A 23,840-nucleotide genomic window follows, 5' to 3' on the forward strand; every position below is an offset into this window, starting at 1 on the left:
GAGGGGGCCTCTCGGCAGCAGGGGTTTCTCCGCCGCACCCCGTCCCGGGACCAAAACCCTCGTCAGGGGTGCGGATCACGTCAAGGTGCCTGCTGTCCGAAGCACAATCCCCGCTTGCCCTAGCCGCGGGGCACTGCGCGGGGCACGATCCCGTCACCACGGCCTGTCGCCGAGCGCCGAACCGTCCTTTCCTTCAGCACGGTATAAGCCCTCGGGGGAAATTCCGCGCAGGCACCGCCCTGCGGGTGTGCGCCCTGCCCCCCGTGCGTGTCACAGCAGCAGGACGATCGCGTACGCCAGGAAGAACCCGGCCACCACCACGGCGAGGCCGATGATCAGCGCGAGCGGTGCCTTCGCCCAGCCCTTGGGCGGGTTGTGCGTCTCGTCGGGCCCGGCCCCGGGCATGCTGCTTTCCGCGGGAGGGGTTTCTCCCGGCGGCACACCCCCGCCGGCCTCCAGGCCAGTAGTGGTGTCGGGGTCAGGATCCGGTGTCGGAGAGGAAGTCATCTGTGACGAGTTCCCACTCAACCGCGCCGCGCACCTCGAAGTCGTGAGTCTTCCGTCTTCTGGTCGTACGGGGGGTTCCTGAGCGGGTCGCAGCCCTGCCACGCCTTGAAGAAGTCGGTGGCACCCCTGGCCAGTCTCGCTCGCCCGCTTCGACGGCTCGTGGCAGGGGCGTGTGGTCACGGGACGGGACGGCTGCGGGCTGCCCCGGGCTCCGCGCGCGGGGCGAGCCTGCCGCGCACGACCCCGACGCCCCCTGTGCCGGTGCTCGTGGCGGCCCGGCCGGTACGTCCCGGCGTGCAGCGCGTTGCCGCGCCCGGCCGCCCGTTCCCCCTCGGTTCGGTTCGCCCGTGCGGGACGCAGGACAGCACGCCGGCCGACGGACCGCGTACCGCCCTCCTCCGTATGCCACTCTGCGAATGCCCGCGTAGCGTAACTTGGCGGGTACTTCTCAGCGTGTTGTGGTGCCGGGTGGTACTCCACCCAGTCCCCGTAGTCTCCTTCCGGTCCCGGTCGCTGAGGCCGACGATCGGAGACCCCCTTGTCCAGTTCCTCTTCCTGTGCCGGACCGGAGCGACCCACCGAGGAGGCGGACAACTCCAGGGAAGCGCGGCTGTCCGCCGCGTTCGTGGACCTGGCCGACACCCTGGTGGACGATTTCGACCCGGTGGACTTCCTGTACCGGGTCGCCGAGCACTGCACGACACTGCTGGCCATCGACGACGCGGGAGTCATGCTGGCCCCGCAGGGCGGCCCGCTGCGGCTGGTCGCAGCGACGTCGGAACGGGTGCGTCTGGTCGAGCTCTTCGAACTCGACGCCAGCCAAGGGCCCTGTCAGGCCGCGCATGCCCAGGGTCGGCCCGTCGAGCACGACCTCACAGCACCCGGCCAGTGGCCCGACTTCAGCGCGCGGGCGCACAAGGACGGCTACCTGTTCGTCCACGCGATCCCGATCCGGCTGCGGAACGAAACGATCGGTGTCCTGAACCTCTTCCGCGTGACCGCCGCTCCACTGTCCGGCGCGGACCAGCGGCTCGCCCGCGCCCTGGCGGATGCCACCGCCATCTCGCTGCTTCAGCAAACCACGCTGGACCATCACCGCACCCTGAGCGTCCAGCTCCAGCAGGCCCTGCACACCCGCACCGTCATCGAACAGGCCAAGGGCTTCCTCGCCGGCCGTCAGCACACCGACCCGGACGCCGCCTTCCAGCGCCTGCGTACCTATGCACGCCGGCACCAACTGCGTATCGCGAGCGTCGCCCGCGACCTCGTCGACGGCACTCTTGAGCCGGACTCCATCGGAACCTCCGCACCCGGCGTTTCCTCGCAACCCCTGCCGGTGTCCGCCACTCCCTCCGGGCGGACGCAGCAGCCGGACTCCGCGACGGGTCACTCCGCGTGAGGCCGGGGCGAGTAGGCTCACCCGAACAACCGGACACGGGCCGCTCCAAGCCTCCGCTGAGGCGACGTAGAGTTGCGGGAAGTGGGGGTGAGGGGCGGTGATCAGTGACGCGATGGCCGGGATTCTGCAGCGCCTGCACCACGGCGGCCCTGCCCTCGTCGAGGACTGCGCCCGCACTCTGGGTGTCGATGGCCTCGCGGTGTCCGCCCTGCTGGAGGGCGGTGTCCGTGAAGTGGTCCTGGCCGACCCCGGCATGGGTGCCCGCTTCGAGGAACTCCAGTTCACCTTGGGCGAGGGACCCGGCCCGGACGCGGCCCGCACCGGGGTCGCGGTCCTGGTCAGTGACCTGCGGGCAGTACTCCCACAACGGTGGCCAGCCCTGCTGCCCGCGCTCGCGGAAGACCGGGTCGGCGCGGTGTTCTGCTTCCCGCTGCACTTGGGAGCAATCACCGTGGGTGTCCTGACCCTCGCCCGTGAGACCCCCCGGCCGCTCAACGCCCGGGAGATGGACGATGCTCTCGTCCTGGCCTCCGCCCTTACCTCCCTCCTGCTGAACGGCGACGGGCAGCCGCTGGAAAAGCTCGCCGTCATGAGCAGCCACGCCGTCCTTCGGCAGGCAGTGGTCCATCAGGCCACCGGAATGATCAGCGTCCAGCTCGGCGTGCCGCTGAGCGAAGCACTCCTGTACTTGCGCGCCCATGCCTACAGCCACCACCGGCCCTTGGGCGACATCGCCCAGGACGTCGTCGCCCGCAGACTTCGCTTCGCCCCGCCCGCACCCGCATCCGGGCCCACCGCGCCCGAAGACCCAAAGGATGATGTCTCATGACCGCGGCACGTGAACAACGCCTGACAGAGGTCTTCGTCGAGGTGGCCGACTCGCTCGTGGAGGACTTCGACGTCCTCGACTTCCTCCACCGGCTCTCCCGGCGGTGCGTGGAACTCCTCGACGTGTCCGCGGCGGGCATCCTCCTCGTCGACGCCCACGGCGAACTGAGGCTGGTCGCCGCCTCCGACGAAGACACCCGCCTCCTGGAACTCTTCGCCCTCCAGCACGACCAGGGCCCCTGCGTGGACTGCTTCCGCACCGGAACCGCCGCCGTCAACATCGACCTCACCCACGCCGCCACGACCCGGGGCTGGGAGCGGTTCGCCGCACGCGCCCGCCAGAGCGGCTTCACCACCACCCACACCGTGCCCCTGCGCCTACGGCACCGCATCGTGGGCGCTCTCAACCTCTTTCACACCCACCCCCGGCAGCTCACCGCCCAGGACGTCACCCTCGCCCAGGCCCTCGCCGACATCGCCACCATCGCGATCCTCCAGCAACGCACTCTGGAGGCCGCCCAGACCGAGGCCAGTCAGCTCCAGACAGCTCTCACCAGCCGCGTCATCCTCGAACAGGCCAAGGGCATCCTCGCCGAACGTCTCAGCCTCACCCCCGACCAAGCCTTCAACGTCTTCCGCAGCCACGCACGCACCCACCAACAGCGCCTGTCCGACACCGCACGCCAGATCATCGACGGCACCCTCGGCGCCACCTCCTTCACTTCACCCGGCACGAGCAGCACCGGGCCGACGGAGTCCGTCTGAACTCCTCTGTGAGGGCCTTCAGGCGATCATGCCGTGCCGACCTGGCAAGCCGCCGACACCGGGTGCCCCGGTGAACACCACCGACCTCGACCTCTGCGTCGGCCGGTCCGTGTCCCCGGGCCGTTCCCGTCTCCGGGCCGGAGGGCGCCCTTTCGCCACGCTCGGCCACCCTGTGTCCGTCCGTCCCACGTGCCCCGGACAGCAGGCTTGAGGAAACGCAACGGAGTTCTACGAGTCCGGGATTCCTGGCATGCCCCATCGGGCGGCTCTGTCGCTGACTTCCGCTTCCGGGCATGCGCGGCGCCACGCGACAAGGGCCGGGGGGCGGCTCTGGCGTGAGAAGAGGAACCGCCCGCCGCGCAGACGCAGACGGAGTTTCGCCAGGTCGTTCACGTTGTCATGGATGACGACGACGCGGGCCACACGGTGGGGGTCGTGTTCGGTGATCCGTCCGCCGACGCGGCGCAGGCGGAGTCCGCCAGGCCCGTCGGCTCCTCCTGCGAGGAGGCGCGCCTCGACCAGTCGCCGTCGGTCCCACGCCCAGTACGCGCTCTCCCCGAGCAGGTGGAGCGCACCCGCACAGAGGACCCAGGTGACGTCGGATTCCCTCCACAGCGCCAGGCCGAGGAAGCCGAGGAAGCCGGCCGCCACCCCGATGCGCCGAAGCCGCGCCACCCTCCGCGTGCTCTTGTCGTCCGCGTCCCAGAGCAGGTCTTCGCCGACCGTCATACCGTCATCATGGGCCCCGCCCGTCGTCGTGGGAAGCCCCGCCGAAGCCCTCGCCGACATGCCCTCCCCAGGCTGCCTGGTTGGCCGGCATGCGGTGGATGGACGGCGTGACGGCGGGTGTGCTCCGACTACGACCGCAACGTCCCCTGTGCCGGTGCTCGTAGCGGCCCGGCCGGCACCTCCCTGGCTGAGGTGCGGGGAGCGCCAGACGGCCCGTTCTCTCCTCAGCCCGGTTCGCGCCTGCGGATGATTCGGAACGGTGCCTTCGCACCGGGCGGGTCCTGGGCCGATCCTGACGGACTGCTCGACCACTCCTCCGACGGTGCGCCGCGGGCATGCCGACCCCGGTTCCTCGCGTCCTGCTTCTCGGCGGGCCACGTGGGCCGTCCGGAGCATCGGGGCGTACACGTGCACATGCCCGCGGAGGTAAAAGGGAAGCCGGGTGGCATGACGGACATTCTGCTCACGGTTGCCGGTGCGCTCGCTCTCGTCGTGGCGGCCTTCTCGGCGGCGGTCCAACGGCTGCCGCTGAGCGGCCCGCTGCTGGCCCTGCTGACCGGCATCCTCTTCGGTCCGGCCGTGCTCGGGGTCATCGATCTGCCCACGGTGGTGGAGGGACACGAAGAGCTGCACGAGGTCTCGCGCATCCTGTTGGCCGTCTCGGTGATGGCCGTGGCACTGCGCTACCCGATCCGCGACGTACGGGCGCGGATCGGGCCGGTGGCCGTTCTGCTCGGCGTGGCCATGCTGGGCATGGCACTGCTGACCACGGCAGTGTCGGCCGCTGCCCTGGGCATCGGTCTGGGCTCGGCGGCGCTTCTGGGAGCCGCCCTGGCCCCCACCGACCCCGTCCTCGCCTCCAGCGTGGTCACCGGCGAACCTGCCGAGAAGAGCGTCAGCGCCAGGACCAGGCAGCTCCTCTCCCTGGAGTCGGGTGCCAACGACGGCCTCGGCCTGCCCCTGGTTCTCGCCGCCGTGGCCATCGCCGGGCCCCTCACCGGCACCGAGGCAGTGCTGGAGTCCCTGTGGCAGGTTCTCGGTGCGGTCGTTCTCGGGGTGGCGGCGGGGTGGCTGGGCGGGCGGGCACTGCGCGCCGCCGAGGAACGCCACGCCGTCGAGTCCGGCCCCTTGCTCGTCTTCACGCTCGTGCTGGCCCTGTTCGTGCTCGGCGTGTCCGGACTGCTGCATGTCGACGGCATCCTGGCCGTGTTCGTCTGCGGTCTGGTCTTCAACGCCACCAGTTCGGCGAGCGAGCGCGCCGACGAGAACAAGATCGACGAGGCGGTCAACCGCCTCGTCGTCCTGCCGCTGTTCACTGCCCTGGGAGCGATGCTTCCGTGGCGCGAGTGGGGCGAGCTGGGAGGCTGGCGGGCGCTGCTCCTGGTCCTCGGCGTGCTGCTGCTGCGCCGACTGCCGGTCCTGCTCACGCTCAAGCGACCGCTCTCCCTGACCTGGCGGGACGCCGTCTTCCTGGGGTGGTTCGGTCCCCTCGGGGTCTCGGCGCTGTTCTACCTGAGCATGGAAGCCCACAGGCTCGGAGCCAACTCCGTGGTACTGGCCGGCGGAACGCTGGTCGTCGCCGCCAGCACCGTCGTCCACGGCATCACCACGACCCCCGGCCTGGCTCTCTACCGCAGGGCCGCCAACCGGGCACCGGACCGGGCGCGGTGAGCCGTGTTCCGCCCGCGGTGGGCCGCGTCGTCCGCTCGCGACCGTCCGGCCCCGCTGGCGCAGGACGAGGACGATCCGCACGTCCGGCATCGGCCGGACCATGGCCGCCGCCGCAGCAACTGTTCACTGGGAGGGCGCCGGCACCGGCCACCCGGTGCCCGGGAAAGGGGGCGACCACGCCCGGCACGCCCGTCCCCGTCAGAGCCACCTGCGGAACTGCCGTGCGGCGAACCCCGGTTGCCGTGCCGTCAGTCGTCCTTCCGGTACTTGACTGCCATCACCGCGAGCCCGCCTCCGGCCAGGGTCAGAGTGCCCCCGACGGCGACGACGACCCAGCCGAAGAAGTCCTTGGCGGTGTCCTGCTTGTTCGCGGCCTCTTCGGCGCCGAAGGTGTCGGTCGTCCTGCCGGTGGATCGTGAGTAGCTCTCGCAGGTCTGGCCCTCCTCCAGGACCCGGCTGCCGCAGAGTGCCGGCGGCGTGTCGGCGATCATGTCCCTGCCCAGCAGCCCGACCCAGATTCCGGCTCCCAGCAGCGCGATGACGACGACGGACATGCAGCCCCACTGGCCGGCTTTTCCCACTGCCTTGTTTGTCATGACCACGGACGCTATCGCTCTCCGGCTTACACCTTGCCGCCGGGGGAGCAGCACGGGACATGACGGAGGGGAGCCCGTCCACCGCCGTAAGCGCCAGGTGGCGTGTCCGGTCACCGGATCCGAGCGACTCCGCCCCAGCCCGCCCTCGCAGTGGTGGTGCCGGTGTCCGGAGCGGGACGCCAGTGGGGCCACGACACCAAGCCGGGTTCGATCAGCTCAAGGCCGTCGAAGAAGGCCCGCGTGACCTCGGGTTCGCGGAAGATGTAGGGAATCGCCCCGCTGTTGTTGTACTCGTCCTGAACCCGGCGGTGCTCCGCGTCCGCGGCGGTGGAGTGGCTCAGCGAGAGGTAGCTGCCCGGGGGAAGACGGTCGACGAGGCGGCGCACCAGAGCCAGTGCCTGGTCCCAGTCGACGATGTGGCCCAGGACGTCGTTGATGACCAGGGCGATGGGCCGGGTCATGTCGAGCGTCTTGGCGGCGCCTTCGATCACGGCGTCGGTGTCGGCCATGTCCGCCAGGACGTAGTCGGTGGCGCCCTCGGGGGTGCTGGAGCGCAGTGCGTGGACGTGGAGCAGGACGAGAGGGTCGTGGTCCACATAGACGACCCTGCTCTCCGGGGCGATGCGCTGGGCGACCTGGTGCGTGTTGTCGGCCGTGGGGAGACCTGCGCCGAGATCGAGGAACTGGCGGATGCCGGCTTCTTCGGTCAGGTAGCCGACCGTGCGCACGAGGAATCCGCGGGACTCCTGGGCGAACGTCTCTATCAGGGGGTACTTGTCGCGGTAGGCGTCGCCCGCCTTCTTGTCCGCCTCGAACCAGTCCTTGCCGCCGAGCCAGTAGTTCCAGACCCTCGCGCTGTGGGCCACGGAGGTGTCGATCTCGGGCGGCAAGTTGGTGGGGTCGGTCATGTCAGAGCCTCTTTCGACAGGTGCGGGTGCGGTGTCCGAGTAAAGAGAGGTTGAGGGGGGTGCGGTATTGGGGGTGCGGTAGAAGATGACGCTGGAAGAGGGCTCCTCCCGGCGATGCGCCGGAGACCCCTGGGGCCGGTCAGCCTCCCGACGCTGGTCGATATCAGTAGGAGAAGAGGCTGGGCCGGGCAAGCTGTTCCGTCTCCATCGTCCTGAGTGCGGTCCGGCAGGCGGTGGTGAACTTGAGGAACTGGGCGTTGAACGTCGAGGCCCGGTTGGACGCGCCCGAGAAGTTGTCGAAGAGGCTCGCGCGCAGTTCGGTCGTCAGTTCCAACTGGCTGCCTCCTTCTCCGGTCAGGGTGCGGTTGCAGATGTTGTGCGGCAGGTCGCCGTTGAGGTGCTCGGGGTCGCTCGTGATGATCTGGAAGCCCGCCCTTCGCAGGTTTTCGGACAAAAGTGTGCGCAGGCGGGCGTTGAGCCCGCCGACGACGACGGCCTCGGGGCGGGAGGCGGGTGCGCCCGCCTGGGCGGCCGTGCAGCCGTGGAAGCTGAGGACGTTGGCGCTGGCGGCGGCCATGGAGCGAGCGGTGGGGTCGTCGCAGTGCGATGCGGTGACGTGCAGCTCACCGTTGTTCGAGGTACGCAACCCTTCGAGCATCCAGTAGTCGAACAGCGGGGCCCCTGGGTCGAACGGTGCGAGGGTGTCCGGGCGGTAGCCCGCCGTGCCCAGGCACAGCTCCGAGGTGCCCATCTCGATGCCACCGCCGTGTATCGCCATGATCGTCGTCAGGCGCGGCCCCGGGGTGGTGGCCTTGGCGTCGTCGGACATGTCGTGGCGCTTGAAGCGCCGGGCGAAGTCCTTGCCCTCGACAACTCCCCGGTAGAGCTGGGTGTTCGAGGCGTACACGTCGTCGCCCACCGCAGCGGCGGCGGGACGCGCGGCGACGGTGCTCAGCAGCGGGGCGCCTACGGCGGCTGCGGCGAGAGTGGTGAGGATCGTGCGACGGTTGGCGTGAAGATCTGGCATCGGGGTCCTTCCGAGAACGGTCGGCCTGGCAGACCGACTGACGTCAGAGGGCAGTCTCGTACACCCGTGCGCGAAGCACACACGCACGTGGCGCGTTTCCGACGCATCGGTTGGCCCGGCAACAGCCAATAACACCTGGCCTTTTGGGGCACAAGGTGCGGTGTCCGGAGTCGCGCCCGCCTCTCGTCCGCGCTCTCTACGAACACCTCGACGACCTGGGAACGTGCGGTCCGGCAGATGGCACGGGTCCTGACGTTCGGCCGGCACCGCGTGCGGCGGGATCCGGTCGACAGTCGGCCGTGCACCCTGCAGGCCCTGCACGGGCCGCAGGAGACGCAGCCGCGAAGAGGCCGTTTTGATCTGCCGGGACCCGTGGCACGCCCTGCCCCAGGGCGTGTGGCCAGAATCCATCGCGGCGTGAACAAGGGCCATGCGTGGTGGCGCGTGAAGATCTGACCGATACGCAGCCACCACGCGCCGGAAAGACAAAGCCACCACGCGCCGGAAAGACAACCGGAAAGACAAGCGGTCGGACTCGTCACCGGACAGTCGCTCTACGACGGCCACGGGCGGCCACGGACGTCTGCGGACGTCCCCTACGATGGGGTCCCACCCTTGCTGTCCGGCCTGCGACCGCGCCCGCCCACGCGCGGCCCTTGCGGTTCGCTGGCGACGCGCCCGCCCACGCGCAGAACCCCGCGCAGCCGACCGCACCCGCCGATGCGCCTACGAGAAGCGTCCCACCCGGTCGATCCCAGTCGCATCCGGCCGATCCCGGTCGACCCGGTCGGCCCCAGCCGGTGACGTCACCGCGCCTATCCCGGCCGACGTCGGCGAGGGGACCACGGCCGCCCGGCGAATCCGCAGCCTCAGCGAGCCCCGCCCCCGGACGTCCACGGGACCGCTTCGAGCCCCGCCGATGCCCGCGAATCCGTCGAGCCACCTGCTGTTGAGCCACCGTGTGCAGGTCCGCGCGGACTCCGATTCGCCAACGGGGTATCGGGTACCCGGCCGTGATCAGCGGGCTCGTCGCGCGCGCCGAAATCCGGCGAGCCCGCCCCGCGAGCGAGTCCTCACGTGACGGAAAGGCTGGGACGACTACCGTGAGTTCCCTGATCAGGTGCACCCCGCCAGGCACGCTCCCCGTACGCCCGCAGCGGCGCGCTCGCGCCGTGGTCGGCTGACCGGGAAGCGAGTACGCCGTGGCACGAGTCAAGCAGTACGCCGTCGCAGCCTCCGGCTACTGGACGGACGAGGAGGAAGGCCGCCGCCGTCTCCCCGCAGGCGAGGTCCACGCCTGGGAGCCGGGACTCAATCAGACGGTCTGCGGACTCTCCCTCAGCCGCTCGCAACTCTCCCGCTTCCCGCACATCACCTGGTCCGACACCTTCCCGGAGTCGGGGGGCGCGGCGGACCGGGTGCAGCGCCAGTGCCCCCGCTGCGCCTCGGTGGCGGGCCGCAGAGGAGGCGACGCGCGTCCACGGTGGCAGCGCCTCAATCCCCGTCCGTGAACGCACGAACGGGGCGGCCGGTGCTTCGGCAGCCCCGGGGCGTCGCCACCGGCCCCCTGCCGTGGACGTCGTGGACGGCGTGACCCGCCCCACATCGGCGGGATCGTTCCGCCGACCCGCACGGAGACTACTGCGACCGACCGCCGGGCCCGACGGCATCTCGACCGCACGGTGCCGATGCTCACCACACCGCATATCGCACATCGCACATCGCACACCGCAGCCTGCACCCTGCACGCCCCGCGACGGCTCTGCTCAGGTGCCGTACGTCAGTGCGTCACGTGCCAATGGTGGCCGTTGCTCATGTGCGGGGCCAGTGTGCGGGCGCGCTGCCACATGCCGTGGAGCTGCTGGGCGGGGCGTTGCTGCTCGCCGTGGAGGGCGTTGAGGACCAGGAGGGCGCCGGTGAGGGCCGGGACTGCCCACTGGGCGTAGGCCAGGTGGCGTTCGGCCTGGCCGGTGTCGACCGGGTGACGGTCGGCCTTCTTGGCGTCCTTGGGGTCCTGGGAGGAGGCGGTTTCGATCTTCTTGCCCAGGACGCGGGCGTACGCCGTGGCGGCCAGTGCGGTGCCGGTGAGGACGGTCTTGGCCAAGGTGGAGGTGGCGACGCCCTGCTGGGTGACGACGCGTGCCGCGTTGGCGCCGAGCAGGCCGCTGGAGCCCACCAGGTGCGCGCCGATCGCGACGGCGTTGACCGGGGTCCACTTGGCCCAGGCCGAGCTTGCGATCCGGGCGCCGTCCTCCCAGCTGTCGCCCTGTTCCTTCGCCGCGCAGTTGAGACCGACCGCTCCCATCAGGGAGCCGCCGAACCATGCGGCCAGACCCACATCGTGCAGGCTGCGCAGGACGGTGTTGCGTTCGGACATGGGGGTGACTCCTCTTGCGGGCGACGGGAGCGCCGACAGGCTCGTCGGCGCCTCTGCCACCGTCGCCCGAGCCGTCGGGGACCGCCATCCGGGCTGGTCCGAACGGCCCGCCGGGAGGAGTCGCCGGAGCGGTCGGCGTCGACGGCGCCCTCCCCCGTCCTCGTGGGGGAGGGCGCCGACACGGGGAACGACGACGCGACCGTGGGTGACCTGGCCGCCTTCGTCAGCAGTACCGGTGCCGGCACCGGAGCGGCCACTGCTGGGCCGTGTCGGAGTGCATGTGCGGAGTCGAGCCGGACGTCCCGCACGGAAGTCGGGCCGAGCGCGTTGGCTTCAGAAGAAGACCCCGCACCTGAGCAGTGCGTTCGCGTACGGCCGGGCCTCCCCCGTCCGTACGACCAGGCGGGCGGCCGACGTGAGCGCCTTGAGGTCGTCGTGCGGGATCAGTTCGAGCCCGGGGAAGCGGCCGTCCAGAAACGCCGCGGCCTCCGGGTTGGCGTCCCGGATCTCCCGGGCGGCCGTCGCGCCCTCCACGACCAGTTCGTCGAGCAGCCCGTCCAGCACCTCGGCGAACGACGGGGTCCCGGCGCGGAAGGCCAGGTCGACCACGCGGGGACCGGACGGGATCGGCATGCCGGCGTCACAGACCAGAACGCCGTCGCCGTGGCCCAGTTCGGCGATCGCGCCCGCCAGGTGGCGGTTGAGGATGCCCGACCTCTTCACAGCGCGTCGACCTCCTCCGCTGTCGGGAAGGACTCCTGTGCCCCCCGTGCCGTGACCGCCGCCGCGCCCACCCTGACCGCGAAGGCCGCCGCGTCCCGCAGGCCGTCGCCACGACCCAGCCGCCAGGCCAGGGCCGCCGTGAACGCGTCCCCCGCACCGGTCGTGTCGAGGGCCTCGACCTTCGGGCCGACCAGGTGGTCCAGGGATTGCGTACGGCGGTCCGCCACCAGGGCCCCGGCCGCGCCCAGGGTGATCACGACCGAGCGCGGGCCGAGCGCGAGCAGGGCCGGAGCCCAGTCGCGCGGGCCCCGGCCGGCGCCGTCGCCGAGGATGTACCGCGCCTCGTGCTCGTTGACCACCAGCGGATCGCAGGCGGTGAGCACTTCCTCGGGGAGCGGGGCGGGCGGGGACGGATTGAGGACGAGCCGGGCGTCCGGCCGCAGGCCGCGTACCGTCTCGGCCACCGTGTCGAGCGGGATCTCCAGCTGTACGGAGATCACCCGGGCGGCGGCCAGCAGCGGGGCCGCCGCCCGGACGTCCTCGGGGGTGAGCCGCCCGTTGGCCCCCGGCGAGACCACGATGCTGTTGTCGCCCGAGGGGTCGACGGTGATCAGGGCGACGCCCGTGGGCGCCCCGCCCACCAGGACGCTGTCCGTGTCCACGCCCGCCGCGCGCTGGGTCTCCAGCAGGAGGCGTCCGTGGTCGTCGTCGCCGACCCTGGCGAGCAGGGCCGTCCTGGCGCCCAGGCGGGCGGCGGCCAGCGACTGGTTGGCGCCCTTGCCGCCGGGGTGGACGGACAGGTCGGAGCCGAGGACCGTTTCGCCGGGCGCGGGGCGGCGCTCGACGCCGATCACCAGGTCGGCGTTGGCCGACCCGACGACCACCAGGTCGTACCGGTCGTCAGGGGCGTTGGCGTGCATGTGTGTGTTTCCTGCTTTCGTCGGTCCGGGATCAACAGGCCGGTCTTCGGGCCGGGTTCAGGAGAAGTCGGCGACGTTCTCCCGGGTGACGACCTTGACCGGCACCTTCACCGTGCTCTCGACCTTCTCGTTCTTCGCGGCCTTCACGGCGTTGCGCACCGCGATCTTCCCCAGTTCGGCGGGCTGTTGGGCCACCGAAGCGTGGAGCGAACCGGCCTCGACGGCCTTCAGGCCGTCCGGGGTTCCGTCGAATCCGACGACCGAGACGGTCTTCCCGGCCTTGCTGCCGAGCGCCTTGGCCGCGCCGAGCGCCATCTCGTCGTTCTCGGCGAAGACGCCGGTGACGCCGGGGTGCGACTGGATGAGGTTGGTCATGACGTCCAGGCCCTTGGTGCGGTCGAAGTCCGCGGGCTGCTTGGCGACGACCTCGATGTCCGGGTACCCCTTGAGCCCCTCGGCGAAGCCCGCTCCGCGCTCACGGCTGGCCGAGGTGCCCGCCGTGCCCTGGAGGATGACGATGCTGCCCTTGCCGCCGAGCTTGTCGGCCAGCGCGTCGGCGGCGAGCTTGCCGCCCGCCACGTTGTCCGAGGCGACGAGCGTGGCGGTGTCGGCCTCGTTGACGCCGCGGTCGGCGGCGACCACGGGGATGTCCGCCTTGTTGGCGGTGCGGACGCCCGGTCCGACGGCGTCGGAGTCCACCGGGTTGACGATGATCGAGGAGAAGCCGGAACTGGCGAAGTTCTGCAGCTGGTTGGCCTGTTGGGAGGCGTCGTTCTGGGCGTCGGTGACGGTGAGGTCGATGCCCGCCTTCTCCGCCTCCGCCTGCGCGCCCTCCTTCATCTGCACGAAGAAGGGGTTGTTGAGCGTGGAGAGGGACATGCCGACCCTCGTCGTGCCGCCGGACGAGCCGGAGCTGAAGAAGGAGACCGCGCTGACGACGAGGGCGACACAGAGTGCCGCACCGGCAAGCTTGAGTGCTCCCTTGCGGCCGGCCCCCGGTGCGCCGGGGGCCGCGCCCGCGGTGGAGGACGCTCCCGAACCGGCCTTGCGGCGCAGCGTGTCGAGCAGGACGGCGAGCGCGATGACGACGCCGATGACGACCTGCTGCCAGAACGCCGACACGGACAGGAGGTTGAGGCCGTTGCGGAGGACGGCCAGGATGAGCGCGCCGATCAGGGTGCCGGACGCCTTGCCGACCCCGCCGGCCAGGCTGGCCCCGCCGATGACGACGGCGGCGATGGCGTCGAGCTCGTACCCCTGGGCGGCCTGCGGCTGCGCGGAGACGAGGCGCGAGGCCAGGACGATGCCGGCGACGGCGGCGAAGAGGCCGGACAGCGCGTAGATGACGATCTTCTGACGTTTGACGCGGAGCCCGGAGAGCCGGGCCGCCTCCTCGTTGCCGCCGATCGCGTACATCGAGCGGCCGATGAAGGTGCGACCGAGGATCAGCGCGGTGAGCAGGCCCGCCGCGATCATCACGAGGACCGGTACGGGGAGCCACCCGCCGAGCGTGTCCCCGAGCACCGAGACGGACTCGGGGAAGGCGATCGGGCTGCCCTGCGAGATGACGAGGGAAAGACCGCGGGCGATCGAGAGCATCGCCAACGTGGCGATGAACGGCGGGAGTTTGCCGTACGAGACGAGGGCTCCGTTGACGAGACCGCAGGCGATTCCCGTGACGATCGCGAGCACGACGGCCAGTACGACCGGCACGCCCGCCGACGTCGCCGACCAGGCGAGGACGGTCGCCGACAGGGCCGCCACCGATCCGACGGACAGGTCGATGCCCGCCGAGACGATGACGAACGTGACGCCGAACGCGAGGATGGCGGTGACGGCCGCCTGCACGCCGACGTTCAGCAGGTTCTGCGTGGTCAGGAAGTCGCCGGAGAGCAGCGACATCGCCACCACCAGCACGACCAGGGCGCTGAGCGCGCCGTTGTCCAGCAGGACGCGGCGCAGCACGGAGACTCCGCCCGTTCCCGCGTCACTCTTGGCTGTGTCAGTGGCCACGGGGGCCCTCCTCTTCCTTCTTCGGTGCGGGGTGTTCCGTGAGGGCGGAGCCCTCGGTGGTGGCCGGGGTGCCGACCGCGAGCGCCATCACCGCGTCCTGGGTGGCTTCGCCCGCGAGGAGTTCACCGGCGATCCGGCCCTGGGCCATGACGAGCACCCGGTCGCTCATGCCGAGCACCTCCGGCAGGTCGCTGGAGATCATCAGAACGGCGTGCCCGGAGGCGGTCAGCTCGTTGACGAGCTGGTAGATCTCGACCTTGGCGCCGACGTCGATGCCGCGGGTGGGTTCGTCGAGGATGAGCACCCGGGTGTCGGCCAGCAGCCACTTGCCGATGACGACCTTCTGCTGGTTGCCGCCGGAGAGGGTGCGCACATGCTGGCCGAGGCCGGACATGCGGACGCCGAGCTGCTGGGCGATGCGGGCGGCGGCCGTGCGCTGTCCCTTGAGGTCCACGAGCCCGGAGCGGGTCGCCGAACGCAGCGTGACCAGGCCCAGGTTCTCCTGCACGGAGGCGTCCAGGACCAGGCCCTGGCCCTTGCGGTCCTCCGGTACGAGTCCGATCCCGGCGCTCATCGCGGCGGGCACGTCGTGCCGGACCAGGCGCTCGCCGCGCACTTCGACGGTGCCCGCGTCGTACGGGTCGGCCCCGAAGACGGCGCGCGCCACCTCCGTACGTCCGGCGCCGACGAGTCCGGCGAGGCCGACGACCTCGCCGGCGTGCACGTCGAAGCTGACGTCGTGGAAGACGCCGTCGCGGGTCAGTCCGCGCACCGACAGCAACGCGTCGCCGGTGCCGGGGCGTTCGCGCGGGTACTGCTGCTCGATGCTGCGGCCCACCATGAGCTGGACGAGTTCGTCCTCGGGGGTCGACGCCGGGACCTGGTCGATGCTGCGGCCGTCACGGAGGACGGTGACGCGGTCGCCGAGTGCGGCGATCTCCTCCAGGTGGTGGGTGATGAAGACGATCCCGACGCCGTCCTCGCGCAGTTGGCGGACGATCGCGAAGAGCTTGTCGACCTCCTCCGACGTGAGCACGGCGGTCGGCTCGTCCATGATCAGGACGCGGGCCTCCAGGCTGAGCGCCTTGGCGATCTCCACCATCTGGAGCTTGGCGATGCCCAGTTCGCGGACCTTGGCGTCGGCTCGCACGTGGACGCCGACCCGGCGCAGCAGCTCCTCCGCGTCCCGGCGCATCCGGCGGTGATCGACGAGTCCGTAGCGGCGCGGCTGACGGCCCAGGAAGATGTTCTCGGCGACGGTGAGATCGGGTACGAGGTTGAACTCCTGGTGGATGGTGGCGATCCCGAGCCGTTCGGCGTCCTGCGCGCCGTCGATGCGCACCTCGCGGCCCTCGGCCAGGATGCGGCCGCGGTCGGGGCGGTAGGCGCCGGAGAGCATCTTGATGAGGGTGCTCTTTCCCGCGCCGTTCTCGCCGAGCAGGACGTGCACTTCGCCTCGTCGGAGGTCGAAGTCGACGTTGTCGAGCGCCACGACGCCGGGAAAGGTCTTGCGCAGACCCTCGATGCGCAGCAACTCCTGCGGTGCGGTCGCCCGTTGCTTTTCCGGTGCGGTCACCGGTCGCTCCTCTGGTTCGTTGCGGCCTCGCCGCACGAGCGGCGTGCGACGAGGCGGGCGGGCAGGGTGACGGACCGTGGGGCCCGTCCTTCGATCAGGTCGGCGAGCGCGCGCACGGCGGCCCGTGCCAGATCGGCGGTCGGCTGCGCGATGGCGGTGATCGGCGGGTCGGTGTGGACGAACCACGGGATGTCGTCGAAGGCGGCGAGCGCGACGTCGTCGGGGACCCGCAGTCCGCGCGCTCGGATCGCGTCCAGCGCGCCGAGAGCCATCAGGTTGTCGGCGGCGAAGACGACCTCGGGCGGCTCGGTCAGGTCCAGGAAGCGCTCGGTGGCCCGGCGTCCGCTGGCGGCCTGGAAGTCGCCCTGTCCGATGTAGGCGTCGGGCAGGGCGAGCCCGAGTTCCCGCAGTGCGTCCCGGAACGCCTCGACGCGCTCGTTGCCGGTGGTGGTGGCGGCGGGTCCGGCGATGATGGCGAGCCTGCGGTGGCCGAGGCCGTGCAGATGCGCGACGAGGTCCCTGACCGCACCCGTGCCGTCCGCCCGGACGACGGGGACGTCGATGCCGGGGATCCAGCGGTCGACGAAGACCATCGGGGTGCCGCTCAGGGCGACGTCCCGCATCAGCGGGGAGCCGCCGTCCGCCGGCGAGACGAGGAGGCCGTCGATCCTGCGGTCGATGAGCGTGCGGATGTGGTGGTCCTGGAGCTCGGGCCGCTCGTCGGCGTTGCCGATGATGACGCTGTAGCCGAGCGCGCGGGCCTCTTCCTCGACGAAGCGGGCCAGCTCGGTGAAGTACGGGTTGAGCACGTCGCTGATGACCAGGCCGAGCGTGCGGGTCTGCGCGGTGCGCAGCGAGCGGGCCACCGCGTTGGGCCGGTAACCGAGGGCCTCGACGGCGGCGAGGACCCGGATACGCGCCTCCGCGCTGACGGACGGATGGCTGTTCAGTACGCGCGACACCGTGGCGACGGACACTCCCGCCTGGGCCGCGACATCCTTGATGCCCGCCATGCCCGGACCACCTCCTTGTGGTTTCCGTACACCTCGAAACCGTTGCGCCGACCGGTGCGACCCGGTGACTCGACGCTGTGGAATCGATTACACGGACGATTGGAATCGATTACATGACCAAAAACAAGCCCCTCTTCCGCGTCCGAGACCGGATCGTGACGGGAGGGGGCGGTGGTGCGGAGGAGCGCCCCTGTGCCCTTGGTCGAGGGAAGCGGAGGTGCGCCGGGACGATGAGGGGGGCAGCGTGGCGGGGTGGCTGATCTGCTGGGGAGAGGCGCGTCGCTGCGCGGTGAGCGGGACTTTCATCGCCTCTGCCTCCGGCCGCAGACGCGTTGCCCGGCAGGCCGCTCCCGTCACAAGGGCCACCGAAAACCCTGCGGGGACTTCGTCCGACGGGGCCGTGGAGGGCCTGCCCGCACAGCGGCTGGTGCCGCATCGGGCTCCGTTCGCCCTGGTGCGGCCCGTGCGCACTGTCGGCTGAACCCGCGCAAGGGGCGCGAAGTGAGGCTGCCGGTCGGTGAGGTGGCCGAACAACGCGGAAATCGCCGGGCCTTCGGGCAGCATCTGCGCCTAGGGTGTCGATCATGTTCAAGTCAGGGGTGGGTTTTCTCGCGCTGTTCGGGCTCGGCTGGTGGCTGCTGGCCTCCAGCGCCTTCGACGGCGTGGTGCGGCTGGTGGAGGTCGCGGTGGGCTGTGCCGTCACGGTGGGGTTGATGTTCGCTGCGCGCCGCTACCTCCCTGCCTCGGCGGGGGGCCCGTTCCCTGCCGACCGACGCCGACGGTTCAACCAGATCAACGGCCTCCAGTGGCTGTTGATCGTCGCCATCGCCGTGGTGTGCGCACGCGCCGGGACACCGGTGCTCGTCCCGCCGCTCGTCGCGGTGGTCGTCGGGCTCCACTTCCTGCCGCTCGCGGCGGTGTTCGAGCAGCCCCGGCTGCGCGTGCCTGCGGCCCTTTTGATCGTCGCCGGTGGGTCGGGCCTGGCCGTGTGGCTCATGGACGGCCCGGACAGGACGGTTCGCCTGGTGGTGGGTCTCATCGCCGCGCTCAGCCTGTGGGGCATGGCGCTCTGGACGGTCACGGGGGCGGCATCCCACGCTGGGCGCGGCACGGAGGAGTGAGGTGCGCGTCGGAGGCGCGTGAGGGTCCCCCTGACGGACGGCACGGCGAGTACGTGCCCCTGGGATTGAGGGCCGTCGGGCGCCTCGGATGGGCAACCGCCCGAACCGGGCGCCCTCGCCGCCGGGGAGAGCCGCCTCGCCGACACTCCCGCCGCCGCCCGCGAACGCGCACGCCACCAGGAACTCACCGGGCCGCGTACCGGCCTCGGCAGGAGGCGGCCCCCGCGGCGTCCGCTCCAGAAGCGGGCCGACTCCGCCCTGGCCGCAGCCGTCTCCGCGCGGCCACCGAAATCGCCGCCCCCGCAGCCGAGAACGCGGACGTACAGGCGCGGTACGCGCGCGGTTCGTCATGGCGGGGGCAAGAACGGCGTGACACATGACGTGCTCCGTTCGTTGACCTGAGGGATCGACGCGGGTGCGCAGGTACTCGTGTCCGCACCTCTACAGGTGAGCGAGGGAAGCCCGTGCGTGTGTGGCGGCGGTGTCTGGACGCGGCAGGAGTGACGGGGCGGCGGCTGCGGTCCGACTACGGTCATGTGGCCCGGTTCCTCATGCGCAGTGATCCCGCTGCGTACGCGGCTGTGCGGGCTCTCGCGCCGACGGCCGTCCAGCCGCATCTGCTCGCCGGTTTCGCGTTCGCGTCCTTCACCGACGACGTGTGCGACGCGGGTGCTCCCGCGGAGCGCCGACGGCGCTTCGACCGGTGGAGCTGCCTCGTCCGCGCCGGGTTGGACACCGGCCGGGCGCAGCATCCGCTGCTGCGGGCGTTCCTCCACACGTCCGCCGCGCGCGGACTGCCGCGGCGGTGGGTCGACTCCTACTTGGCGGGTGCCCGGATCGACCTGGCCTTTCCCGGCTTCGTCGACGAGTCCGACTACCAGGCGTACATCGACCAACTCACCTGGCCGTTCCTCATGCTCACCACCGGGTTGGTGCAACCCGTCGGCGGCGACGAGCAGTTCGCCCGGTCCTGCCGGACGCTGGCCGACGGGTGCCAGCGCACCGACTTCCTGGCCGACCTGGCCGAGGACCTGCGGGGCGGAAACCTCTACCTGCCTTCCGACGACCTTCAGCGGCACGGCGTGACGCGTGACGATCTTGAGGAGGGCCGGGACACGCCCGGTGTACGCGCGCTCATCGCCACGACTGCCCGGTCCGCGCACACCACGCTCAGGCAGGCGAGCGGGATCGTCGACGAGGTCGAGGACGGCCATCGCCCTCTGATGCGCTGCGTGCTGCGTCTGCATCACCTTCGGCTCCAGAGCATCGAATCGATGGGCACCGGGATCACGCGGGGCCCGGTGCGAAACCAACCGGTCGCCTGTCTGCGCATGCTTCTCCAGGAACGCCGCCTCAGTGCCACCACGCGAGAGCGTGGGTGACGGCCCGCGCGACAGCGTGCCGGAATGCGCAGGGGGTGGTTGTCCGTCGTAGGGCTGTCCGTCAGACGGGGTGCAGTGGTCCACCGGACGACGGGCACGGCGGACGAGGACCGAAGGCCGCCGCCGGGCGCCGGGGCGTGATCGCGCCTCGCTTCCGTCGTTGACGAGGCATGCAGAAGACATGGATGACGTCGCGCACCGGACGGCGCGGGCCGTTCCAGGACATCGACGCACGGGGCCCCGTCCAGCTGCCGAGCTCCGTTCTTCCCGGCCCGGCCGGTCGGCCGGCGTCCGGGACCGGCGGGGCGAGCCAGTGACCCCGACTGCCCCGGGAATCCAGGAGGAAGCGGGCCTGCGGGCGGTACGCGAGCGGGTCGATGCGGTACTGCGGGACTTCCTGGACGGCAAGGCCCGCTCGGCAGACGGGCGGGGCCTCCCGGCGGAGGTGGTGGATACGTTGCGGTCCTTCCTGACCGCGGGCGGCAAACGGATCCGCGCCCTGCTCTGTGTGGTGGGCTGGCATGCCGCCGGAGGGCGTGGGGACGCCGAGTCCGCAGTGCGGGTGGCTGCCTCGCTGGAGCTCTTCGTGGCCTTCGCCCTCATTCACGACGACATCATGGACGACTCGGCCAGCCGCCGTGGCCGCCCTGCGGTTCACCGTGTGCTGCGTACCCGTCTGATTCCGTCGCAGCGCGCGGAACGGCTCGGATCGGGCGGCGCGCTGCTGATCGGCAACCTGGCCCTGATCTGGGCGCAGGAGCTGCTGCACACCGCCCGGCTCCCCCCGGAAAGGCAGTGCGCGGTGCACGCGTTGTACGACGCGATGCTCGAAGAGGTGATGTACGGCCAGTACCTGGACGTGATGGGCGCGGGGCGGGAGCCGGACGACGTCGAGGCGGCGTTGCGGATCGTCCGCTACAAGACCGCCACCGCGACGGTCGAACGCCCACTGCAATTGGGCGCTGCCGTCGCCGGAGCCGGTGCGGACGGCATGGCCCGTTTCACGGCGCTGGGACTGCCGCTCGGTGAGGCCTTCCAACTCCGGGACGACCTGCTGGACGTGTTCGGCAGCGCCGACGGCGTGTGCGCGCCGGGTCTTGGCGATCTGCGGGAAGGCAAGCGAACCGTGCTCCTGGCCCTGGGCCTGCAGGCGGCCGATCCCGGACAGCGACAGCGTCTTGGCGAGCTGGTGGGCCGGCCGGACCTGGGGGAGAGCGGGGCGCGCGAGGTGCGGACGATCCTGGAGTCGACGGGAGCGCGGGAGCGAACGGAGGCCATGATCACCACGCGCCACGAGCACGTGGTGCGGGTGATGGACGCGGCCGGTTTCCCGCCCGCCGCCCACCGCGCGTTGCTCGGGCTGGCCGTTGCTGCCGTCTCGTACACCTCATGAGCCCTCGTGGTGGCGCTGCTCGACGGCTGTCGGGAAGTTCCGGCGGCCGGGTCGGACACCGGGCGCACCGGTTTGCCCATCGGTGGCCCAGAGGACGAGAGTGCCTTGACCCGGTCCCTTTCGGAAACGTCCGATCAGGAGATGTTCTTCGTGACTGATGCCGTTGTTCCCGCCCCGGACCTCCGGGCGCGCCTGGCCGCGTACGACGCGCACTTCAGCGGCTTGTTCGAAGAGTACTTTCGAACCCTCGACGCTGCTGTCGAGACGCCGTCGTTCAGCAGATTCATGCCCGAGTGCCTGCTTCTGCTGAGGGATCTGTCGCTGCGCGGCGGCAAGCGGATGCGCGTGGCGGTGGTCCAAGAAGCTGCCCGGCTGGTGACGGCCGACCCCGGCCGGGCCGTGGACGACGCGGCGCTGAGCATCGAACTGCTGCAGACCCACGGTCTGATCCACGACGACATCATCGACGACAGCCCCACCCGCCGGGGCGGCCCTTCGACGTACTACGCCTACCGGCACAGATTTCCCGACCATCCGCAGGCCGCTCTCGGGCTCACCGTCCTCGCGGGCGATCTCGCGCTCGCCCTGTCCCTGCGGGCGCTCCTGGAATCCCCAGCCCCCTCCGCGATCCGGCGGGCCATGGCCGAGGTCCAGGCCAGAGCGGCATCAGCCACCTTCGTGGGTCAGATCATCGACCTGGAGCGCGATTTCGCCCCGGACACGGACGAGGAGATGCTGCACTGCGTCGCCGACTTCAAGACCGCGCGCTACTCCGTCCTGGCCCCCATGCAACTGGGGTTGCTCGCCGCGGGAGAGCAGCCGGGCCCCTTCGAGGAGGAACTGCGCCGCTACGCCCGGCTGGCGGGCATCGGCGGGCAGATGCGCGACGACTACCTCGACCTGTTCGGTGACGCGCAGGTCATGGGCAAGCCCACGGGGACCGACATCCGGGACGGGCGGCGCAACTACACCGTCCACACCCTCCTGGCGGCCTCCACGGACACCGAGAAGGCCCTGGTGGAGTCCGCGCTCGGCGATCCGGACTGCACGGACGAGACCATCGGCGCCGTCCGGGAGATCGCCGAACGGCGGGGGGTCCCGGCGAGGATGCGCTCGCAGATGCAGCGCTGCGCGGAGCTGGCCTCCGCCGAGGCGGCCGGCTGGCGCACGCGGTGGCGGCCGGAGGCCGTCTCCTTCTTCGAGTGCCTGCCGCAGTGGGCCATGGACCGGATCAAGTAGCGGCACCTGACGCGGGGTGAGAGCGCTGCGCGTGCTCCCCAGCGGGCTCGGCGCGTCAAGGCTGCCCGGCCGGCCTTTGCACCGGGCAGCGGTCTCACGGCGTCCCGACCGTGGACGTCGCAGCGGCCCCGGCTCGGCGTTCAGCCGGCTGGGGAGCCGGTGGGCGCTGCGTGCGGGTGCGTACGGCGAAGGCCGCCATGCCCAGCGCGGCCATGCCCACAGCCCACCCGGCCCCCAGCAACAAGGAACTCCAGGGCACGGTGTGCAGCCCGCCGGCTGCGACGGACGCCTGCACCGCGCCGTGAGCGGGGAGGTAGCGCACGACAGGGCTGTCGGCGTCCGGGTTGATCATCGGGTTCTGGAGCAGCAGGTCGATGGAGCTGGTCATGATGGCCAGGAACATCCCGGCGAGCTCGCTGCGCAGCACGGCCGCGAGCACGATGCCGAACGCCCCGTAGACGAGGGCGCCGGTGAACATGCCCGCGGCGAACACCATGGGCTGCGCCGGGTGCCACAGCACGTGGGTCCAGGCGGTGGCGTAGACGGCGACCACTGCGGCCACCAGAACCAGCGTGGCGCATTTCGCCGCAGCCAGACAGGACCGCGGATAGCCGGCCTGCACCAGGCGCCGGTCGAACAGCGTGGAACGAGCGGTGGCGATGAACATCATGAAAGCGATGACGAGGGTCAGAGCTTGCAGCGCCCCGGTGATCTGGGTGAGGACGTTGGCGTCCATGACGAGCCGGCGGTCCACCGCGCGCACGTGGAAACGCAGCGGTGTCCGGGCCACCACCTCGAACGCCAGGGTCGTCCACAGAGGGACGAAGAGCAGCACGATGAGCAGCGCGAGTCGGTTGCGGGCCTGTTCGACGACTGCGAACCGCAGCGCGCTCCACAGGCAGGAACACCACCGCTTCACGAGCCCCACGCGCCCGTGTCGGCCTGCTCCGCCTCACGCAGCACGCCTGCGTCCAGGCGGTACAAGGCGTCCAGGCGGGAGGCGTCGTAGGCGAGGTGGGAGACCACCAGCACCGCGCAGCCCCGGTCGCACAGGGTCCGGGCCAGGTCCCAGAAACGCAGGTAGGTGTCCCAGTCGAAGCCCTGGTACGGCTCGTCCAGGAGCAGCACCCGCGGATCGTGCATCAACGCGAGCACGAGGTTGAGCTTCTGCCGGGTCCCCCCGCTGAGTGTCTCCACCCGCTGGTTCCGGTAGCCGGTGCAGTTCAGCTGCTCCAGCAGTTCCGAGGCCCGGTCGAGGTGGCTCAGACCGTAGGCGGTCCGGAAGAACCGCAGATGCTGCTCGACGGTGAACGCCCCGTGCAGCACCGGGTCCTGCGGGCAGCTGCCCACCGTGCCCCGGCACTGCGACACGCCGCTGTCCGCGGCCAGGTCACCGGTGAGGATGCGCAGCAACGTGCTCTTCCCGGCGCCGTTCTCCCCCACCACGCCCACCAGTTGCCCCGGGAACACATCCAACGAGACTCCCCGCAGAACGGGGCGTTTCCGATAGCTCTTGCACACCTCCCTCATGCGCAGGCTCGGCTGGCTCTCAGCCGTGGCCCACGCATCCCCGTACGGCGCCCGCGCCTGGTGACCTGCCGTTCGCATCCCACGCGTCCCGTCTGCTCGTCTGTCGTCCCACCCTGCCGCGGC

22 protein-coding genes are annotated in these 23,840 nt (G+C 71.1%); 9 read left to right on the forward strand and 13 right to left on the reverse strand.

The annotated features are described in order from the left end of the window. Positions 1-270: 270 nt before the first annotated feature. A complete protein-coding gene (locus tag ACQPZG_RS04310) occupies positions 271-507 on the reverse strand; it encodes a DUF6480 family protein (protein WP_433544407.1) in 237 nt (78 codons plus the stop codon). Positions 508-1,045: 538 nt separating this feature from the next. Between ACQPZG_RS04310 and ACQPZG_RS04315 the strand changes: the two genes are divergently transcribed. From ACQPZG_RS04315 to ACQPZG_RS04325, 3 genes are all read left to right on the forward strand, one after another. Then, a complete protein-coding gene (locus tag ACQPZG_RS04315) occupies positions 1,046-1,906 on the forward strand; it encodes a GAF and ANTAR domain-containing protein (protein ID WP_433544408.1) in 861 nt (286 codons plus the stop codon). 112 nt (positions 1,907-2,018) lie between these two features. Further along, positions 2,019-2,735 (forward strand): GAF and ANTAR domain-containing protein, encoded by a 717-nt coding sequence (locus tag ACQPZG_RS04320; RefSeq protein ID WP_433544409.1) that lies wholly within the window; start codon positions 2,019-2,021, stop codon positions 2,733-2,735. Then, on the forward strand, positions 2,732-3,499 hold the full coding sequence (locus ACQPZG_RS04325; RefSeq protein ID WP_433544410.1) for an ANTAR domain-containing protein: 768 nt from the start codon (positions 2,732-2,734) through the stop codon (positions 3,497-3,499). Before ACQPZG_RS04320 ends, ACQPZG_RS04325 begins: the two co-directional genes overlap by 4 nt. A 228-nt stretch (positions 3,500-3,727) precedes the next feature. Here ACQPZG_RS04325 and ACQPZG_RS04330 read toward each other — a convergent pair whose 3' ends face one another. Next, on the reverse strand, positions 3,728-4,228 hold the full coding sequence (locus ACQPZG_RS04330) for a hypothetical protein (RefSeq protein WP_433544411.1): 501 nt from the start codon (positions 4,226-4,228) through the stop codon (positions 3,728-3,730). 447 nt (positions 4,229-4,675) lie between these two features. On the opposite strand from ACQPZG_RS04330, the gene ACQPZG_RS04335 reads away from it, so the two are divergent. After that, positions 4,676-5,899, forward strand: coding sequence for a cation:proton antiporter domain-containing protein (locus ACQPZG_RS04335; RefSeq protein ID WP_433544412.1), 1,224 nt, complete (start codon positions 4,676-4,678; stop codon positions 5,897-5,899). A 248-nt stretch (positions 5,900-6,147) separates the two neighbouring features. Here ACQPZG_RS04335 and ACQPZG_RS04340 read toward each other — a convergent pair whose 3' ends face one another. The 3 genes from ACQPZG_RS04340 to ACQPZG_RS04350 form a co-directional block, all read right to left on the reverse strand. Continuing rightward, complete coding sequence (locus tag ACQPZG_RS04340) at positions 6,148-6,495, reverse strand: hypothetical protein (RefSeq protein WP_433544413.1); 348 nt, start codon at positions 6,493-6,495, stop codon at positions 6,148-6,150. A gap of 110 nt (positions 6,496-6,605) precedes the next feature. Beyond that, positions 6,606-7,403, reverse strand: coding sequence for an SAM-dependent methyltransferase (locus tag ACQPZG_RS04345; RefSeq protein ID WP_433544414.1), 798 nt, complete (start codon positions 7,401-7,403; stop codon positions 6,606-6,608). A gap of 163 nt (positions 7,404-7,566) precedes the next feature. Continuing rightward, on the reverse strand, positions 7,567-8,430 hold the full coding sequence (locus tag ACQPZG_RS04350; protein WP_433544415.1) for a poly-gamma-glutamate hydrolase family protein: 864 nt from the start codon (positions 8,428-8,430) through the stop codon (positions 7,567-7,569). Between the two features lie 1,202 nt (positions 8,431-9,632). Between ACQPZG_RS04350 and ACQPZG_RS04355 the strand changes: the two genes are divergently transcribed. After that, a complete protein-coding gene (locus ACQPZG_RS04355) occupies positions 9,633-9,941 on the forward strand; it encodes a hypothetical protein (RefSeq protein ID WP_433544416.1) in 309 nt (102 codons plus the stop codon). A 269-nt stretch (positions 9,942-10,210) separates the two neighbouring features. Here the strand turns inward: ACQPZG_RS04355 and ACQPZG_RS04360 are convergent, their stop codons facing one another. The 6 genes from ACQPZG_RS04360 to ACQPZG_RS04385 all read right to left on the reverse strand — a co-directional run bounded on the left by ACQPZG_RS04360 (position 10,211) and on the right by ACQPZG_RS04385 (position 17,052). Continuing rightward, positions 10,211-10,807, reverse strand: a complete 597-nt coding sequence (locus ACQPZG_RS04360; protein WP_433544417.1) for a hypothetical protein — start codon at positions 10,805-10,807, stop codon at positions 10,211-10,213. 333 nt (positions 10,808-11,140) lie between these two features. Next, positions 11,141-11,530, reverse strand: coding sequence for a D-ribose pyranase (gene rbsD, locus ACQPZG_RS04365; RefSeq protein WP_433544418.1), 390 nt, complete (start codon positions 11,528-11,530; stop codon positions 11,141-11,143). After that, positions 11,527-12,450, reverse strand: a complete 924-nt coding sequence (locus ACQPZG_RS04370; RefSeq protein ID WP_433544419.1) for a ribokinase — start codon at positions 12,448-12,450, stop codon at positions 11,527-11,529. Before ACQPZG_RS04370 ends, rbsD begins: the two co-directional genes overlap by 4 nt. Positions 12,451-12,507: 57 nt before the next feature. Further along, positions 12,508-14,463, reverse strand: coding sequence for an ABC transporter permease/substrate-binding protein (locus ACQPZG_RS04375; protein WP_433544420.1), 1,956 nt, complete (start codon positions 14,461-14,463; stop codon positions 12,508-12,510). Beyond that, positions 14,453-16,039, reverse strand: a complete 1,587-nt coding sequence (locus ACQPZG_RS04380; protein WP_433544421.1) for a sugar ABC transporter ATP-binding protein — start codon at positions 16,037-16,039, stop codon at positions 14,453-14,455. Before ACQPZG_RS04380 ends, ACQPZG_RS04375 begins: the two co-directional genes overlap by 11 nt. Further along, positions 16,036-17,052 (reverse strand): LacI family DNA-binding transcriptional regulator, encoded by a 1,017-nt coding sequence (locus ACQPZG_RS04385; RefSeq protein ID WP_433544422.1) that lies wholly within the window; start codon positions 17,050-17,052, stop codon positions 16,036-16,038. The genes ACQPZG_RS04380 and ACQPZG_RS04385 overlap by 4 nt, the downstream gene beginning before the upstream one ends. A 584-nt stretch (positions 17,053-17,636) precedes the next feature. Here ACQPZG_RS04385 and ACQPZG_RS04390 point away from each other — a divergent pair. The 4 genes from ACQPZG_RS04390 (at position 17,637) to ACQPZG_RS04405 (ending at position 22,187) form a co-directional block, all read left to right on the forward strand. Continuing rightward, the gene (locus ACQPZG_RS04390; protein WP_433544423.1) at positions 17,637-18,173 is read left to right on the forward strand and encodes a hypothetical protein; all 537 of its coding nucleotides are present in this window, start codon (positions 17,637-17,639) and stop codon (positions 18,171-18,173) included. A gap of 464 nt (positions 18,174-18,637) precedes the next feature. After that, complete coding sequence (locus tag ACQPZG_RS04395) at positions 18,638-19,555, forward strand: squalene/phytoene synthase family protein (protein WP_433544424.1); 918 nt, start codon at positions 18,638-18,640, stop codon at positions 19,553-19,555. Positions 19,556-19,868: 313 nt separating this feature from the next. Continuing rightward, on the forward strand, positions 19,869-20,948 hold the full coding sequence (locus ACQPZG_RS04400) for a polyprenyl synthetase family protein (protein ID WP_433544425.1): 1,080 nt from the start codon (positions 19,869-19,871) through the stop codon (positions 20,946-20,948). Between the two features lie 141 nt (positions 20,949-21,089). Beyond that, entirely contained in the window at positions 21,090-22,187 is a 1,098-nt protein-coding gene (locus ACQPZG_RS04405) for a polyprenyl synthetase family protein (protein ID WP_433544426.1), read from the forward strand. A 94-nt stretch (positions 22,188-22,281) separates the two neighbouring features. On the opposite strand, the gene ACQPZG_RS04410 is transcribed toward ACQPZG_RS04405, so the two are convergent. Beyond that, positions 22,282-23,115, reverse strand: a complete 834-nt coding sequence (locus tag ACQPZG_RS04410) for an ABC transporter permease (protein WP_433544427.1) — start codon at positions 23,113-23,115, stop codon at positions 22,282-22,284. Continuing rightward, positions 23,103-23,717: an ABC transporter ATP-binding protein gene (locus ACQPZG_RS04415; protein WP_433544428.1), complete on the reverse strand. Its 615-nt coding sequence runs from the start codon at positions 23,715-23,717 to the stop codon at positions 23,103-23,105. The genes ACQPZG_RS04410 and ACQPZG_RS04415 overlap by 13 nt, the downstream gene beginning before the upstream one ends. Between the last annotated feature and the right edge of the window lie 123 nt (positions 23,718-23,840).

Origin of the sequence: Streptomyces sp. CA-294286 (assembly GCF_050947155.1) — a bacterium.
Classification (GTDB): domain Bacteria; phylum Actinomycetota; class Actinomycetes; order Streptomycetales; family Streptomycetaceae; genus Streptomyces.

Coding starts and splice junctions, on each gene's coding strand:
- ACQPZG_RS04310 (WP_433544407.1), bottom strand. CDS start 507: ATGACTTCCTCTCCGACACCGGATCCTGACCCCGACACCACTACTGGC.
- ACQPZG_RS04330 (WP_433544411.1), bottom strand. CDS start 4,228: ATGACGGTCGGCGAAGACCTGCTCTGGGACGCGGACGACAAGAGCACG.
- ACQPZG_RS04320 (WP_433544409.1), top strand. CDS start 2,019: ATGGCCGGGATTCTGCAGCGCCTGCACCACGGCGGCCCTGCCCTCGTC.
- ACQPZG_RS04335 (WP_433544412.1), top strand. CDS start 4,676: ATGACGGACATTCTGCTCACGGTTGCCGGTGCGCTCGCTCTCGTCGTG.
- ACQPZG_RS04390 (WP_433544423.1), top strand. CDS start 17,637: ATGTTCAAGTCAGGGGTGGGTTTTCTCGCGCTGTTCGGGCTCGGCTGG.
- ACQPZG_RS04350 (WP_433544415.1), bottom strand. CDS start 8,430: ATGCCAGATCTTCACGCCAACCGTCGCACGATCCTCACCACTCTCGCC.
- ACQPZG_RS04405 (WP_433544426.1), top strand. CDS start 21,090: ATGTTCTTCGTGACTGATGCCGTTGTTCCCGCCCCGGACCTCCGGGCG.
- ACQPZG_RS04385 (WP_433544422.1), bottom strand. CDS start 17,052: ATGGCGGGCATCAAGGATGTCGCGGCCCAGGCGGGAGTGTCCGTCGCC.
- ACQPZG_RS04345 (WP_433544414.1), bottom strand. CDS start 7,403: ATGACCGACCCCACCAACTTGCCGCCCGAGATCGACACCTCCGTGGCC.
- ACQPZG_RS04325 (WP_433544410.1), top strand. CDS start 2,732: ATGACCGCGGCACGTGAACAACGCCTGACAGAGGTCTTCGTCGAGGTG.
- ACQPZG_RS04340 (WP_433544413.1), bottom strand. CDS start 6,495: ATGACAAACAAGGCAGTGGGAAAAGCCGGCCAGTGGGGCTGCATGTCC.
- ACQPZG_RS04370 (WP_433544419.1), bottom strand. CDS start 12,450: ATGCACGCCAACGCCCCTGACGACCGGTACGACCTGGTGGTCGTCGGG.
- ACQPZG_RS04415 (WP_433544428.1), bottom strand. CDS start 23,717: ATGAGGGAGGTGTGCAAGAGCTATCGGAAACGCCCCGTTCTGCGGGGA.
- ACQPZG_RS04360 (WP_433544417.1), bottom strand. CDS start 10,807: ATGTCCGAACGCAACACCGTCCTGCGCAGCCTGCACGATGTGGGTCTG.